A 14,239-nucleotide genomic window follows, 5' to 3' on the forward strand; every position below is an offset into this window, starting at 1 on the left:
CGGTCACGCCGTTCGTTGGGCCGACCAGTTCCCCTCCACCACTACGGCGTCCACCGCCGGGTGGTCGGAGTGTGCGCCGACGGTCTTGCGCTGCTGCCCCGCCAGACGTCGCTGTGGACCGGCGGTTCGCGCAATCTCCGCCGACAGGGCCGGGCGGGCGTGCACTTGCTCGACCGCGCGGCGACGCAGCTGGGCTCGGTCCTGTTTTCCATTGCAGGTCAACGGAATCCGGCGGGTGCGCACGAAACGGCTCGGCACCGCCGCCGGGGACAGCTGCTCGCCGAGACTTGCGCGTAGCCGCCGGAACAGACCGTCCGGCGCACACTCGGGATCGACGGGCTGGATCCAGGCGACCATGGTGGTGTCGTCGTCGACGTCGACCGCTACCACCACCGCGGCGGCGACTTCGGGATCCGCGAGCAGATGGTGTTCGATCTCGCCCGGTTCGATTCGCTCGCCATGGATCGTCACCTGGTCATCGATGCGGCCCAGGTACTCCAACTCGCCATCGACCAGCCGTACCCGGTCACCGGTGCGGTAGAGCCTGGGCACCGACGAGCCCTCGGGTGCCGTGACGAACGCCCGCATGGTCAGGTCGGGGCGGTCCAGATATCCCATCGCCAAGGGAACACCGCCGATGTGCAGCTCACCTTCGTCGCCGGGACGCACCGGATTGCCGTCCTCGCCGAGAACGCTCAGTACACAGTTGTCGATCGGACGGCCGATATACACCTGACCGATGTCCTCCGGCCGGTCTGGACAGGTCCATGCGGTCACGTCGAGCGCGGCCTCGGCCGGACCGTACAGATTATGCAGGGCCGCAGGCAGTTTCGCCACGAATTCCCGGGCCACCGGGACCGGCAGCGGCTCACCGCTGCAGAACACGTGCCGCAGCGAAGTGCACCGGGCGGCGTCCGGCCAGCGTAAGAAGTCCCGCAGCATGGTCGGCACGAAATGGCAGATGGTGATCTGGTGCCGGACGATCGCCTGGGCGACCGACACCGGGTCGCGATGTTCCTCCGAGGCCAGGAAGACGCATCTAGCACCGGCGATCAGCGGCAGCAGCAGTTCCCAACCGGACACATCGGCGGTGACCGGAGTCTTCTGCAGGATTCGATCACCGGCACCGACGCTATAGGTGTCGCGCATCCATTCCAGACGGTTGCACAGCGCGAGACCACACACCACTACCCCCTTGGGCGCCCCGGTAGATCCCGCGGTGAACAGTACGTACGCCGGTTGATCGGCCGAGGCTTCCGATAGCGCGTCGAACTCCTCCGTGTCGGACTCTCGCGGCATATCCACCGCACGCAACCCGCACTCGACGACCAACTCCCGCCCGGCCCCGGTCACCAACGCCACCTCGCAATCGGCGATCTCGGTGAACTGCCGCATCCGCGCCGAGGAGGCACCCGGATCGACCAGCAGATAGGGCAGACCCGCCTTCAGCACACCGAGCATCGCGACAAGCAGCGCCCGGCCCCGCGGCACCGCGATCGCGACCGGCCGGGCAGGCGGCGCGGTCGCCCGGAGCATCCGCGCGACGCGATCCGACCGCAACTCCAGCTCCCGATACGTCAGCTCGCCGCACCCGTCCGATGCCGCGATCGCCTCTGGCGTTTCCATCGACACCGCCCGAACCAGACCAGGAACACCGTGCCGAACAGTGCGTTCAACCGTTCGCCCCCGCAGCTCCAGAGCCGCCATCGAGTGTTGGTGATACAACCATGCCTCCACGCTCAGACCTATGTCCTGATTCGCCACGGTAGAGCGCAACAAACCCTGCGCGAAACGACCCTGACGCAACATTTACGAGGTTGGAGACGTGGCTCACGCCAGCGCGGTGGGATGCCGCGTGCGTTGTCTCGGCAGGCTGCCGATCCTCGAGTAGGTTGGCCCGCATACCGCACTAGGTTGGCCTCATGCCGCCCGCCCATCGGCCGCCGGCCGCCGCGCCACCGGGAACGACAAGTGCGATCGTGAGGGCGTAGCCACTGGCGCCAATCGCAGGGACGTCAGCGCGTCTCGGTGGTACCGCGCCCGCGAACGGTTCCGGCGTCACTCGCGGCGTCTCCCCCGGTCGTCTTCGGCCGCAGATCTTCATCGAATGGCAGTGGGCATCGGCTGCTCGACCGTAGGCAGCGTGCATGAATCCGGCACCCAACCACTGGAAGCGACGTTGATCGTCATAAACCCACGGTAAGCCTGTACCCAGGAACCGATTGCAAGATGCCACAGAGGACCTCTGTTCAGTCTCCGCTGAACCAGAGGTACCCATTCCTGCGGATAGCGGTCTCTGCGGCTTTGCGCAATGCGGTGAGCAGTTCCGCCTCTTTGTCGTCGTCCGCCGACATGTTCGCGAGCTCATCCAGAAGTACGTTCAGCTGGGAGGTGTTGAACATGGTGTCCGCATGCGCATGCAAGCCGCTGAGCAGTGAGCCTGCCGGGGCATTCGCGCGGTACTTGACGAGCGTGTCCTCCGCATCACCGTATGCCAGCTCGATTTTTTCGTGGATTTGATTCTGAATGATGATGTCGATGCCCAATTCAGCTCCTGACGCCTACGGTATCGGGTACATGGTGATAATTCCGCCGAATCGGTCGGTGACTATCTTGTATCGACTGGTTGCGTAACCGCCCAACTTCTCGGACACGCTACCGACGATATTGTCTTCGCCCGCATCCACTTCACGTTCGAAGTTGCCGTCCTTGTTCGGCCCTCGGGCAGGCGAGTTCGCGGCGGCCTCGGCCAGTTCGTCGAGCTCTTCGCTGGTAATCGTGTCGGGCCAGGTGCCCTTGGACGGATTATATTCGGAGCCACCTTTGATATGTTTTCCGCGTATGTACTTTTCGACTTCATCGGTCATGCCGGGAGCCGGGTTGTTCGGTGCCAGCGGCAAGTTCTTGAACTCGTCCGCTTCGTCGATCGATGCCGTCATCGCGATGATCGCGGCAAGCTTGGTGATAATCCCGTCCAGGCCGCCCTCGTGCGCCCAGGCGAACGCGGCGACCACGCCGACTGCACCGGCGGCGAGCTCGGCCATCCCAAGGATTTTGGGCATTTGACTCGCCCGGTACCCGGATTGGATGGCCGCAACGGCCTCGCCGACCTCGGCTTCGCCGGCGACCGCTGCGGCTTCACCCGAGCCGCCGAAGCTGAACACGAACAGCCCGATTCCGAGCAGAGCTGTGATGCCGAGAGCCCATTCCAGACTGTTGATCGAATTGGTGGTCGTGTGGCTCAGATCGACCGACGCGGCATGATATTCGCCGACCGTCGGGGCCATCTTCTGTGCCGCGGCGGTTACGGCGTCCGCGCTGGTTTTCAGGGTGGTGAAGGTGGCTTGGATAGCTGCCCGGTTGGCCTCGGTATCCTGGTCGTGAAAAAGCCCCGAGATCGTGTCGATCCGAGCGGCGGCACCGGTGACGGTGCTGTCTTTGGCAAACGCGGACCAGGTGGTGTGGGCCTTGTCGAGTTTGTCTTTGTCGCCGTTGGGGAGCTTGCCGAACATGGCCAGCACCTTGGCGACGATCTTGTCGAAGAACGCCTTGACCGCGCCGCCGACACCGCCACCGTGGTCGAATCCGATCCCGTTGTCGCGCACCGAGGTCGGAATGCTGACCTGATACTGGCCGACGCCACTGACGTCGGGGCGCGCGGGCAGCGGATTGTTCTTGTTGGCGACCGCGTAGTTGTAGGCGGTCGCGTCGAGGATCCCGGCGTAATTGGTCAACGCGTTGGCCAGGCTGGAACAGGCCTGCATGGTCTGCTGGGCGGCCTGATCGTAGGCCTGGCCCCACTGCTTGCTGCCAGGCGCGTCGCCGGCCATCCCCGCGCAGTCGCCCTTGACCGCGTCGTGCACCGGCTTATCGGCCTTGCGGAGGTCGTCTGCCAGAGCGCGGCAGCGCTTGGCAGCGTCGGCATACACCGCCACATCAATCGTGCTCATGCTATTGCTCGCTGGTAAGCATTTTCAGATTGAAACTGATCGCCCGCGTGTAGCGGCTGTGGGCCGCTGCGGCGGCATCGCTCATATCTCTTACGCCGTCGACGAATTCGCGGGCACCAGCGATCCACTCACTGTGGGCTTGCAAGTATGCGGTTGCGGCCGAACTGTCCCAATCGCTGCCGGTGAGGGTCTTCGCCTTGCGATCGATCTCGTCGAGGTGATCGCCGACGAAACCGGCCAGCGCCGATAACTGCGCCACGATCTCGTCGATATGATCCAGGTCGAAGGTGAACTGGTCGGTCACGGCAGATCCAGACTCGACATGCCCAACGCGGCGGCATGGCTCTCGTCCACCGTTTGGTATGAATCAGCGGTTACGCCAAGCTTTTCCGCCAAAGTGGCCAATGCGGAAACGATCTGGCCGCCACCTTCGCGCACCTCGAGCCAGCCGCGACCGAACTCGGCGGCGTAATCACCCGTCCAGGTGCCGGTCTTGCCGTCGTCGGAGGTCAGTCCAGCGACATCGCTTTCCGCCGAGTTCAATGCGGTGCGCAGCGTGTCGGCCAGCCCATAAACGTAGTTTCCGAAAGCCCGAACCTGCTCGGGCACGACGGACAGCGACTGCCCTGAACCAGTGTCCGCCCCCGTCGCCATAGCTGGTGACTTTAGCGCCGGATGAGTGGGCATGTCTACGCGCAACGAAGAGGCGACCGTTGCGGCGGCACCTGCTACTTCAGCTCCACACCGGTTGCCTTGGCGACATCCGCGAGCATCTTGTCTGCGGCCTGCACGCCGATGCCGGACATCCAGGTCTCGTCCGGCACCTCGACGGCCTTGCCGTTCTTCACTGCGCGCAGGTCGTTCCAGACGGGGCTGGTGGTTACCGCGCCCTTCTGCGTCTTGCTCGGATCCTCAACGGTGGCAATGAAAATGAGGTCGGCGTCGGCCTGGTCGATCTGTTCGGGGCTGATGTCCTTCATGGTCTTCAGCGGATCGGTGGAGACCTGCGAGGTAGGTCGGGGCAGGCCGATGTCGCCGAGTACCACGCCGCTGAAGGACGTGCTCTGGTACAGCCGGGTCGGGCCTGCCATGAACCGGACCACCGAGGCGACCGGCAGCACGCCATTGTTCTTCGCGCCGATGGCCGCGCCGAGGGACTTCGCCCGGCCCTCGTAGTCCTTCAGTGCGTCGGCGGCCTGCTGTTCCAGACCGAGCGCCTTGGCGTGCACGGCCAGATTCGCTTTCCAAGGGCCACCGGTGGTTTCGGTGAAGACGGTCGGGGCGATACCGCTGAGCTTGCTGTAGATCTTCTCGTGCCGGACCTTCGAGGACAGGATCAGATCGGGCTTGAGCGAGGCGATCCGCTCCAGGTTCGGCTCGAGCAGCGGGCCGACATCGGTCGCCGCGCCGACCTTGGCCGCGAGGTATTCCGGGAATCCGCTGCTGGACTTGGTGTGCGGGGTGACGGCGCCGACCGGCTTGATGCCGAGCAGGGTGACCGAGTCGAGTTCGGCGGTGTCGAGCACCACCACCCGCTTGGGCACGTGCGGGATCGTCACCGCGCCCGTCGGGGTGTCGAGGGTGCGCGGGAAGCTGGCCGAGTCGGCCGCCGACACGGCGCTCTCCGGCTTGGCCGAGTCGCTACCGCAGGCCGCCAGCGCGGACATGCCTATCGCGGCGGCGACGAGCGCGACGCCTACGCGGCCGATTGCGCCCATTTGGAATCGTCGGGTGGACATGGCTGTTCCTCGTCTCTTGTTGGTGTGGCGCAACGTCTTCGGTGACGCTGCACGGGTATCGCCGGTCAGCTGCGAACGGCGGTGGTCTCGGTAACAGGGGTGGCGGCGGAGGTATGTCGTGCGGCTCGGCTCCTCGGCACCACCAGCGGGGTGCCGGTCTCCGGATCGGGGATCACTCGGCAGTCGACCTCGAACACGGTGCGTACCAGATCCGCGTCGAGCACGTCGGCGGGTGCGCCCGCCGCGGCCAGCCGCCCCTCGTGCAGCACCACCAGGTGGTCGGCGTAGCGGGCGGCCTGCCCGAGATCGTGCAGCACCATGACGACGGTGCGGCCCGCCTCGGCGTGCAGGTCGGCGACCAGATCGAGTACGTCGAGCTGGTGGCGCAGGTCGAGGAAGGTAGTCGGCTCGTCGAGCAGCAGCAGGTCGGTGTCCTGGGCCAGGGCCAGCGCGATCCAGGCGCGTTGGCGCTGACCGCCGGACAGCTGGTCGACGTGTTGATCACGCAGTTCGGCGGTGCCGGTGCGGCGCAGCGCGTCCTCGACGGCCGCCTGATCCGCGGCCGACCACGGGCGCAGCAGTCGCTGATGCGGGTGGCGACCGAGCCGCACCAACGCCTCGACGGTGATCGCCTCCGGGGTGATCGGCTGCTGCGGCAGCAGGCCCAACCGCAGCGCCAGCGCGCGGGCCGACATGCGATGGATGTCGGCGCCGTCGAGGGTGACCGTGCCGGCCGCGGGACGCAGCAGCCTGGTCAGCCCGCGCAGCAGGGTCGATTTGCCACACGCGTTCGGACCGACGATCGCGGTGATCGAATTGCCAGGCAGCACCAGCTCGAGGTTTTCGATGACGACGCGGTCGCCGTAGCGCAAATCCAGCTTGTGCGTACGCAATTCGTTCGACACTTCGGGAGTCGCTGCGCCATCGGCACTCTCGCGACCGACCGGATCGCCGGACACGTCCGGTCGAACGTCGTATGCGGCGCGACTGTCGGTCATGCGGTTCTCCGTTGGACGGGGCTGCTCTCCCGCAGCATCAGGATCAGCAACCAGGGCGCGCCGACCGTGGCGGTCACCACGCCGACCGGCAGGCCGTTGATCGGCAGTACGTGCTGCACGATCAAGTCACAACCCACCAGTAGCGTCGCACCGGCCAGCCCCGTGACCGCCATGGTGCCCACGGTCGGCCGACCGGCGAGCAGCCGGACAAGGTGTGGAACCGCAAGGGCCACAAAGGAAACCGGGCCGGTCAAGGCGGCGGCGAGGGCGGCGAGGGCAACCGTGGTGAGCAGCAGCGTGAGCCGGGCGCCGGAGACCGAGATACCGAGGGTGCCTGCCGAATCATCGCCCAGGTCAAGGACTTCCAGCGTTCGGTAGCGCAAGAACAGCACCACCAGCACGAGCGCGCTGGCGATCGCGGCACCCTCGACCTCCAGCCAGGTCCGCCCGTAGAGCGAGCCGGTGGTCCACTGCATCGCCTGTCCGGCGAGTTCCCGGGGGAAGCGCACCACCATCAGGTTCACCGCGGCGGCCAGACCCGCCTGGACGGCAAGCCCGACCAGCACGAGGCGGGTGACCGACAATCCGGACCGCCAGCCGAGCGTGCCCAGCAATACCGCGGCGAGCAGGCCACCGCCGAGCGCGCCGAGCGGGATGAGCGTCTGGCCGGCGCCGAGGGCGAGCACCAGCACCGAACCGAAGGAGGCGCCGCCGGTGACACCCATGACGTCCGGGGAGGCCAACGGGTTGCGGAACAGTCGCTGCAGCACCGCGCCCGCAACGGCCAGGCCCGCACCGGCGATCAGCCCGGCGACCACGCGTGGAGCCCGGAATTCCTGAACTATGTAGACGTCGCCTTGGTCGCCGAGGCCGATCACGGCCCGTAGCGCCGTCGGGGCGGACATCGCCACCTCGCCGGTCGTGAGGGCGATCGTCGTGAGGACCGCCAATGCGGCGGCGCACAGCACCCCGATCAGCAAGACTCGTCGCCGCTGTCGAGCCATCGCGGTCGAACCCCCGAGGGCCGTCCGAGTCGTTCGAATCACGTTGCTGGACAACACTTGGTTTGTCATCGCACCTCCTTGCGGCGGGCGAGGATGGCCAGCAACGGCGCGCCGAGGAAGGCGGTAACGATCCCGACCTCCACCTCCGACGGCCGGGCGACGAGGCGGCCCACGATGTCGGCGGTGAGCAGCAACAGCGGACCGGCGATCAGGCAGCCGGGAATCAGCAGTCGGTTGTCGTTGCCGAGTACCAACCGGACCATGTGTGGCGCGGCCAGGCCGATGAACGCGATCGGTCCGGCGACCGCGACCGCCGAACCGGCGAGCAGTACCACCGCGATCATTCCGGCCAGCCGGATCCGGGCCACCGGCATGCCGAGCGCCTGGGCGGAATCGTCGCCCAGCGCAAGCGTATTGAGCGAGGGGGCGATCGCTAAGCCGACGACAGCGCCGATCACGAGGGTGGGCAGCATCGGCGTCAGCACGCCGAGGTTGCGCTCGGCGATCGAACCGGCCAGCCAGAAGCGGGCCTCGTCGAGCGTTCGCTCACTGAACAGCAGCACCGACGATGTCCACGAGACGAGCACGAGGTGCAACACGGTGCCGCCGAGTACAAGCCGGATCGGATCCAGGTCGCCGGCCCGGCGCCCGAGGGCCAGGCTGAACACTGCGGCGGCGGCCGCACCGGCGAACGCGAACCACACGTACTCGACCGGACGCGTCAGGTGCAGCGCGTAAATCGCGGTGACGACGGCTAATCCGGCACCGGCGTTGATGCCGAGCGTGGTCGGCGAGGCGAGTGGGTTGCGGGTAATTCCCTGAACGACCGCACCCGCGAGTCCGAGCGCCGCACCGACCGCAAGCCCGACCAGCGTACGAGGCAGCCGCATCCCGGTGATCACCATGGCGTCGCGGCCCTGACCGCCGCCGAACAGCGCCTCGACGACAGTGCCCGGAGCCACCGATCGGGCGCCCAGCGCCAGGCTCAGCACGATGCACAGCAGCAATGCGGCAAACCCGAACAGCAGCACCGCAATACGGTGCCGCTGTGGCGCCGCACGCTTCGTGTCCACCGAACTCATGAGGCAAGAGCCTAGGTTAGCTCTACCTAAGTCTGTCAATTTGGCCGGGGACTGGATGGTCTCACCGCGACATCGAGTCACGGGCGACTACCGGCAAACTCCTGCTCGTGCTCCGATCCAGCGGTCTACACCGACGTGTCCGGCTCGATCTGGCGCGCGGCGAGCCGTGGGGCGCCTGTTGACTGGACGGTCTTGTGGGTGTCGTAACGCGCTCGCGCCTCGTCGACCTCGTCGGTCTTGTCCGCGGCCCAGTCGCGTACCTGCGACAGCAGGCCGTACAGGCCCTGCCCGAGCGGGGTCAACTCGTAGTCGACACGGACGGGCACCGTCGGCGTGGCAGTACGTTTCACCATGCCGTCACGCTCGAGCATGCGCAGGGTCTGGGTGAGCATCTTCTGGCTGACGCCAGGGATCTCCCGGCTGATGTGGCTGTAGCGCATGGGTTTCCCGTACGAGCCGAGGGTGCACATCGTCAGGCTGACCCACCGGTTGCTGATTGTAGAGAGCAACGCCACCGCGGGGCAGTCATGCATATACGCCTCGTACGTGCCCGGCTCGATCTGTCGCACCGGCTTCGCTCTGGTGGTCATTCGTCTTTCCTATCCGCGCCCGCCCAGTTGGGGGGGTAACGCACTTTAAAGTGCCTACTTACGAATCAATCGTAACCTTCCTAGAGTTCGTTGTAGTCATTGTGTTCGCACCAACAAAGCAAAGGACGAAATCATGCGCGCAGCAGTCGTGCGGAAGTCAGGTGGACCCGAGGCTGTCGAAGTCTTGGAAGTCCCCATCCCGGAGCCAGGGCCCTTCGAGGTTCGTATCAAGGTCGCGGCCGCCGCACTCAATCCCGCCGATGCCGCTGTGTGGGCCGGAGTCTTCAAGCCGTCGGCGGAGGTCGAGTACACCGGTCTCGGTCTGGACGCGGCCGGCACGGTCGACGCGGTTGGCCTCGGTGTCTCGCTGGAGATCGGAACCCGGGTGATCGCCTTCGATTCCGCCGTGCTGCGCCCGACGAAGGCCCAGGCCGAATACCTGGTGACCGACCTCAACTCCATAGCCCTGGCCCCGGAGAGCATGGACCTGACGCTCGCGGCGACGATCCCGCTCAATGCGATGACCGCCTCGCTGGCCCTGGACCATCTCCCGCTACGCCCCCGCGACACGGTGCTCGTCACGGGCGCTGCCGGGGCTGTTGGCAGCTATGCCATCGAGTTGGCCCGGATCCGGGGAGTACGGATCGTCGCCCAGGGACGGCCCGAGGACGAGCAGTTCCTTCGCGATCGTGGCGCCACCTGGTTCGTGTCACGCGATGCGGATTTGAGTGCGGCGGTGCGCCGGTTCGTGCCTGCGGGCGTGGACGGCGTACTCGACGCAGCGGCGCTGGGCGCACCCGCCCTGGCGGCGGTCCGCGACGGCGGCATCTTCGTGAGCGTGCGGGCTGACGTGGTGCCCGCCGCCCAGCGCGGCGTAATGGTGCGACTGACCACGGCCGGGCCGGAAGGCACTCGTCTCGCCTATCTCTCGGCGCTCGCCGAGGTCGGCGTGCTGACACCGCGAGTTGCCCAGATCTTGCCACTGGCGCAGGCGGCCGAAGCCCACGCGCAACTCGCTAAGGGCGGCCAGCGCGGCCGCATCGTGGTTGTGCCGTGAACGAAGCACCCGTCGTCACCGCCGCCCAGTCGGTCAGAGGTCGAGTGCGCGGCCGACGATCTCCTTCATGATCTCGGTGGTGCCGCCGTAGATCGTCTGGAACCGGGCATTGAGATAGTCCTGTGCCGCATCGTATTCCGACATCAAGCCGTACCCGCCGTGCAACTGCACGCAGGCGTCGATGACCTTCTTCTGGAGTTCGGTGGTCCACCACTTCGCTTTGGCGGCATCGGGAATCGTGAGTTTGTCTTGGGCCAGCAGTTCGATGCAGCGGTCGATGAAGGTGCGGGCGATGGTGATCTCGGTGTCGAGTTCGGCGAGGACGAAGCGATTGTGCTGGAAGGATCCGATCGAGCGACCGAAGGCCTTGCGCTGCTTGCAGTAGGCGATGGTGTCTTGCAGTGCGCGTTCCATCGCGGCGACGGCGACGACCGCGATGGCGAGTCGTTCCTGGGGCAGCGCCTGCATGAGGTAGGCGAATCCTTGGTTCTGCTCCCCGAGCAGGTTGGCCTTGGGCACCCGGACGTCGCGGAAGAACAGCTCCGCGGTGTCCTGGGCCTTCAACCCGATTTTGTCTAGGCTGCGTCCGCGTTCGAACCCGGGCATGCCGCGTTCGAGGACGAGCAGACTCGTGCCGGCGGCGCCGGCGTCGGGGTCGGTTTTCACGACGACGATGACCAGGTCGGCGTTGATTCCGTTGGTGATGAACGTTTTCGAGCCATTGACGAGGTAGTCGTCGCCGTCGGCGATCGCGGTGGTGGCGATGGCTTGCAGGTCGCTGCCGCCGCCGGGTTCGCTCATCGCGATCGCGGAAATCGTTTCGCCGGAACAGAATCCGGGCAGCCAGCGCTGCTGTTGCTCGGGTGTGCAGTATTTGAGTAGGTAGGGCTGGACCAGGTCGTTGTGCACGATGAAGCCGGGCCCGTGCACGCGCGCTTTGGTGAGTTCTTCGTTGACGATGGCGTTGAAGCGGAAGTCGTCCTGGCCGCCGCCACCGAATTTTTCAGGGGCAGCGGTGGCCAGGATCCCGGCCGCGCCTGCCTTTTTCCACACCTCGCGCGGCACGATGCCGTCGGCTTCCCACTGGGCGTGGTAGGGCAGACATTCACGTTCGGCGAAGGCGCGGACGGTCTGCCGGAATTGCTGGTACTCCGGCGCTTCGGGTTCCCGGTACATGAATATCGTTGCCCTACTGCTGGTTCAGCAACGGCAGCAGCGTCGCCAACTCGTCGCCGGTCGACAGGGGCACGGTGTAGCCGTCGCGGTTCTCGATCTCGTCGAGGTGGGCGAGAATGTCTTCCGCGGTCGGGGTCACGCCGTGACCGGCGTACCAGCCCGGTGTGAGGCCGGTGAAGACGCGGGCATATCGGCCGCCGACCGCGGAGAAGCATTCGTGGGTGAGCTGGCAGGCTTCGCTGGCAAGGAACACCACCATCGGCGTAACCAGTTCGGGCGCGACCTGATCGGCGAACGTGCCGAGCAGCTCCTCGGTCATCCGGGTCCGCGCGACCGGCATGATCACGTTGCTCGCGATACCGGCCTTGGCACCCTCGATCGCGAGCACATTCGACAACCCGACCAGGCCCGCCTTCGCGGCGCCGTAGTTCGATTGGCCGAAATTGCCGAACACACCGGCATTGGACGAGGTGAAGACGAACCGGCCGTAGTGGTTGTCCTTCATCCGGGCGAACGCGGGCTTGCTCAGATAGAAGGCGCCCCGCAGGTGCACATCGAGGACCGCGTCGAGATCCTCCCATTCGAGCTTCACCAACGTCTTGTCCCGCAGAATTCCGGCGTTGTGCACGACGACGTCGAGCCGTCCGAACGCCTCGAGCGCGGTGTCGACGATTCCTTGGCCGCCCTCGGGAGTCGCGACGCTGTGCAGCGACGCGGCCGCGCGGCCACCGAGCGCCTGGATTTCCTCGACCACCCGGTTGGCCGCGGCGTCGGAGCCACCGACACCGTCGACCGAGCCGCCCAGATCGTTGACCACCACGGACGCACCGCGGCGGGCCAGTTCGAGCGCGTACTGGCGGCCGAGGCCGCCGCCCGCGCCGGTGACAATGGCGACGCGATTTTCGAATTCGAGTGTCACGGTTATCCTTTCGGCGGTGACGCCGGATCGGTGGGTATTTGGTCAGACATTTGGGGCGTGGTTCCCGTGGCCGAGTGAGCGATCGATGAAAGCGATCAGCGACTCGACGACGGCAGGGTCGGCGGTGCCGCGCGCGAGCGGGATCACCAGCGCTTGCGCCACCGCGCCCATGATCGCGGCGCCGGCCACGCGGGGATCTTGCTCGGCAAGTTCGCCGCTATCGATCCCGACCTTCACCGCGCTTGCCAGCAGATCGGTATAGGCGTCGTAAAACGCGAGACGTTCGGCGGCGACCAACGGGTCGACCGGCTCAGCGATCAGCGCGTAAGCGAGCTTCGGCGACGACAGTGCTCGGGTGCAGAATGTACGCGCCGCCGCGAGGATCGAGGCACGCGGCGAACCTTCGGTCATGGCCTGCCAGCCCGCTGCGGACGCGGCGGAAACCTCGCGGGCCGAGGCCTGCCGGAACACCTCCGCGAACAGTTCTCCCTTGCCGGGAAAGAAACCGTAGATCGTTCCCGTTCCTACTCCCGCGGCCTCGGCCACCGCGGCCATGCCGCAGCCGCCGTATCCGTGTTCGGCCACCAAATCGGTTGCCGCCGTGACGATTCCGGCGCGAGTCGCGTCGAGACGCTGCCGCACCGCCGGCGTCTGCCGATAAGCCATGCCAACAGTTGAACCCAGGTTCGGTTCTTCTGTCAAGCCTCGAATCCGGATTCATTCCTAGCTGGGGACGATCGTGGACAGCGCAACTCACTCACAGCGCGGCTGCGGCGGCGATCATCAGTTCACGGGATCGCTCCGGTGTCTCCGCCTGGATCGCGAGCCGATCCATCACCCCTCGATAGAGGCGAACGTCCTCCCGACGATCCAGATACAGCGCGGTGGTCAACTGCTCCAGGTAGATGACGTCGGGCAGTTCTCGCTCGGCGAAACGCAGCATGGTGAACGAACTCCCCGCGGCCGCGCTGCCACCGGACCGGTACGACAGCACTTGGATCGTCACGTTGGACCTGGCCGACATGTCCACTAGATGCTCGATCTGCTTGCGCTGCACCGCAGTACCGCCGACCGGCCGGTGCAGGACGGCTTCATCCAGCACCGCCCACAACAGCGGCCCGCCGGGCACATCCAGGATCTCCTGACGCTTGGTCCGCAATTCCACGCGCCGCACCGGGTCGTTGTTCTCCTGGCCCATCTCGACCATGGCGGTGGCGTAATCCTCGGTCTGCAGCAGACCCGGAACCAGTTGGCCCTCATAGGTTCTGATCGTCCGCGCCGCGCCTTCCAACCCGACGTAGGTCTCGAACCACTGTGGCAGCAGATCGTTGTAGCGATGCCACCACCCCGGCTCGTTGGCCTTGAGCGCCAGATCCACGAACATCTCGCGCTGCTCGGCGTCGGTAACCCCGTAAAGATCGAGCAGATCCACGATGTCGCGTTCTTTGAACCCGGTACGGCCCAACTCGAGTCGACTGATCTTGGCGTACGAGCCACGAATGTGATCACCCGCGGCTTGCGGCGTGATGCCACATCCCTCACGCAGCTTGCGTAATTGCCCACCGACCGCGATCCGAAGTGCCGTCGGGCCGCGTTCAGCGACACTCGAATCGACAGCGATCCGTTTCGGTTCTGCGGTCATAAGCTTTCAACTCCGATGTGGGAAGGCAACCAGCGGTAGCGCCGCCCCCACCCTCGCAACTCGCACGCGTCCACATTGATGA

General features: G+C 66.1%; 15 protein-coding genes. 1 reads left to right on the forward strand and 14 read right to left on the reverse strand.

All coding sequences use genetic code 11. The annotated features are described in order from the left end of the window. Positions 1-3 precede the first annotated feature (3 nt). From ACIBK2_RS23495 to ACIBK2_RS23540, 10 genes are all read right to left on the reverse strand, one after another. The gene (locus tag ACIBK2_RS23495; protein WP_396969762.1) at positions 4-1,626 is read right to left on the reverse strand and encodes an amino acid adenylation domain-containing protein; all 1,623 of its coding nucleotides are present in this window, start codon (positions 1,624-1,626) and stop codon (positions 4-6) included. Positions 1,627-2,249: 623 nt separating this feature from the next. Continuing rightward, the gene (locus ACIBK2_RS23500) at positions 2,250-2,546 is read right to left on the reverse strand and encodes a hypothetical protein (RefSeq protein WP_396969764.1); all 297 of its coding nucleotides are present in this window, start codon (positions 2,544-2,546) and stop codon (positions 2,250-2,252) included. Positions 2,547-2,561: 15 nt separating this feature from the next. Further along, positions 2,562-3,950 carry a hypothetical protein gene (locus ACIBK2_RS23505; protein ID WP_396969765.1) on the reverse strand — a complete coding sequence of 463 codons (1,389 nt, stop codon included), beginning with the start codon at positions 3,948-3,950 and terminating at the stop codon, positions 2,562-2,564. A 1-nt stretch (position 3,951) separates the two neighbouring features. Continuing rightward, entirely contained in the window at positions 3,952-4,254 is a 303-nt protein-coding gene (locus ACIBK2_RS23510) for a WXG100 family type VII secretion target (protein WP_396969767.1), read from the reverse strand. Further along, positions 4,251-4,604 (reverse strand): WXG100 family type VII secretion target, encoded by a 354-nt coding sequence (locus ACIBK2_RS23515; protein WP_396969769.1) that lies wholly within the window; start codon positions 4,602-4,604, stop codon positions 4,251-4,253. The genes ACIBK2_RS23510 and ACIBK2_RS23515 overlap by 4 nt, the downstream gene beginning before the upstream one ends. A gap of 74 nt (positions 4,605-4,678) precedes the next feature. After that, complete coding sequence (locus ACIBK2_RS23520) at positions 4,679-5,689, reverse strand: ABC transporter substrate-binding protein (protein WP_396969771.1); 1,011 nt, start codon at positions 5,687-5,689, stop codon at positions 4,679-4,681. Positions 5,690-5,754: 65 nt separating this feature from the next. Continuing rightward, positions 5,755-6,687, reverse strand: coding sequence for an ABC transporter ATP-binding protein (locus ACIBK2_RS23525; protein ID WP_396969773.1), 933 nt, complete (start codon positions 6,685-6,687; stop codon positions 5,755-5,757). Continuing rightward, positions 6,684-7,760 carry a FecCD family ABC transporter permease gene (locus ACIBK2_RS23530; RefSeq protein ID WP_396969775.1) on the reverse strand — a complete coding sequence of 359 codons (1,077 nt, stop codon included), beginning with the start codon at positions 7,758-7,760 and terminating at the stop codon, positions 6,684-6,686. The genes ACIBK2_RS23525 and ACIBK2_RS23530 overlap by 4 nt, the downstream gene beginning before the upstream one ends. After that, complete coding sequence (locus ACIBK2_RS23535; RefSeq protein ID WP_396969777.1) at positions 7,757-8,773, reverse strand: FecCD family ABC transporter permease; 1,017 nt, start codon at positions 8,771-8,773, stop codon at positions 7,757-7,759. The genes ACIBK2_RS23530 and ACIBK2_RS23535 overlap by 4 nt, the downstream gene beginning before the upstream one ends. A 125-nt stretch (positions 8,774-8,898) precedes the next feature. Next, positions 8,899-9,363: a winged helix-turn-helix transcriptional regulator gene (locus ACIBK2_RS23540; RefSeq protein ID WP_396969779.1), complete on the reverse strand. Its 465-nt coding sequence runs from the start codon at positions 9,361-9,363 to the stop codon at positions 8,899-8,901. Between the two features lie 133 nt (positions 9,364-9,496). On the opposite strand from ACIBK2_RS23540, the gene ACIBK2_RS23545 reads away from it, so the two are divergent. Beyond that, positions 9,497-10,420 carry an NADP-dependent oxidoreductase gene (locus ACIBK2_RS23545; RefSeq protein WP_396969781.1) on the forward strand — a complete coding sequence of 308 codons (924 nt, stop codon included), beginning with the start codon at positions 9,497-9,499 and terminating at the stop codon, positions 10,418-10,420. A gap of 33 nt (positions 10,421-10,453) precedes the next feature. On the opposite strand, the gene ACIBK2_RS23550 is transcribed toward ACIBK2_RS23545, so the two are convergent. The 4 genes from ACIBK2_RS23550 to ACIBK2_RS23565 all read right to left on the reverse strand — a co-directional run bounded on the left by ACIBK2_RS23550 (position 10,454) and on the right by ACIBK2_RS23565 (position 14,157). Further along, positions 10,454-11,596, reverse strand: coding sequence for an acyl-CoA dehydrogenase family protein (locus tag ACIBK2_RS23550; RefSeq protein ID WP_396969783.1), 1,143 nt, complete (start codon positions 11,594-11,596; stop codon positions 10,454-10,456). A gap of 13 nt (positions 11,597-11,609) precedes the next feature. Next, positions 11,610-12,515: an SDR family NAD(P)-dependent oxidoreductase gene (locus tag ACIBK2_RS23555; protein WP_396969785.1), complete on the reverse strand. Its 906-nt coding sequence runs from the start codon at positions 12,513-12,515 to the stop codon at positions 11,610-11,612. A 42-nt stretch (positions 12,516-12,557) separates the two neighbouring features. After that, positions 12,558-13,181 (reverse strand): TetR/AcrR family transcriptional regulator, encoded by a 624-nt coding sequence (locus ACIBK2_RS23560; protein WP_396969787.1) that lies wholly within the window; start codon positions 13,179-13,181, stop codon positions 12,558-12,560. Positions 13,182-13,272: 91 nt separating this feature from the next. Further along, positions 13,273-14,157, reverse strand: coding sequence for a helix-turn-helix domain-containing protein (locus ACIBK2_RS23565; RefSeq protein ID WP_396969789.1), 885 nt, complete (start codon positions 14,155-14,157; stop codon positions 13,273-13,275). Positions 14,158-14,239 lie beyond the last annotated feature (82 nt).

It is taken from the genome of Nocardia sp. NPDC050175 (assembly GCF_044459885.1).
In the GTDB taxonomy this organism is placed as follows: domain Bacteria; phylum Actinomycetota; class Actinomycetes; order Mycobacteriales; family Mycobacteriaceae; genus Nocardia.

What these genes read in the sequence shown, in the direction of transcription:
- ACIBK2_RS23495 (WP_396969762.1), bottom strand. Translation starts at nt 1,626, where the DNA reads ATGGAAACGCCAGAGGCGATCGCGGCATCGGACGGGTGCGGCGAGCTG.
- ACIBK2_RS23505 (WP_396969765.1), bottom strand. Translation starts at nt 3,950, where the DNA reads ATGAGCACGATTGATGTGGCGGTGTATGCCGACGCTGCCAAGCGCTGC.
- ACIBK2_RS23515 (WP_396969769.1), bottom strand. Translation starts at nt 4,604, where the DNA reads ATGGCGACGGGGGCGGACACTGGTTCAGGGCAGTCGCTGTCCGTCGTG.
- ACIBK2_RS23520 (WP_396969771.1), bottom strand. Translation starts at nt 5,689, where the DNA reads ATGTCCACCCGACGATTCCAAATGGGCGCAATCGGCCGCGTAGGCGTC.
- ACIBK2_RS23525 (WP_396969773.1), bottom strand. Translation starts at nt 6,687, where the DNA reads ATGACCGACAGTCGCGCCGCATACGACGTTCGACCGGACGTGTCCGGC.
- ACIBK2_RS23530 (WP_396969775.1), bottom strand. Translation starts at nt 7,760, where the DNA reads ATGACAAACCAAGTGTTGTCCAGCAACGTGATTCGAACGACTCGGACG.
- ACIBK2_RS23535 (WP_396969777.1), bottom strand. Translation starts at nt 8,773, where the DNA reads ATGAGTTCGGTGGACACGAAGCGTGCGGCGCCACAGCGGCACCGTATT.
- ACIBK2_RS23540 (WP_396969779.1), bottom strand. Translation starts at nt 9,363, where the DNA reads ATGACCACCAGAGCGAAGCCGGTGCGACAGATCGAGCCGGGCACGTAC.
- ACIBK2_RS23545 (WP_396969781.1), top strand. Translation starts at nt 9,497, where the DNA reads ATGCGCGCAGCAGTCGTGCGGAAGTCAGGTGGACCCGAGGCTGTCGAA.
- ACIBK2_RS23550 (WP_396969783.1), bottom strand. Translation starts at nt 11,596, where the DNA reads ATGTACCGGGAACCCGAAGCGCCGGAGTACCAGCAATTCCGGCAGACC.
- ACIBK2_RS23560 (WP_396969787.1), bottom strand. Translation starts at nt 13,181, where the DNA reads ATGGCTTATCGGCAGACGCCGGCGGTGCGGCAGCGTCTCGACGCGACT.
- ACIBK2_RS23565 (WP_396969789.1), bottom strand. Translation starts at nt 14,157, where the DNA reads ATGACCGCAGAACCGAAACGGATCGCTGTCGATTCGAGTGTCGCTGAA.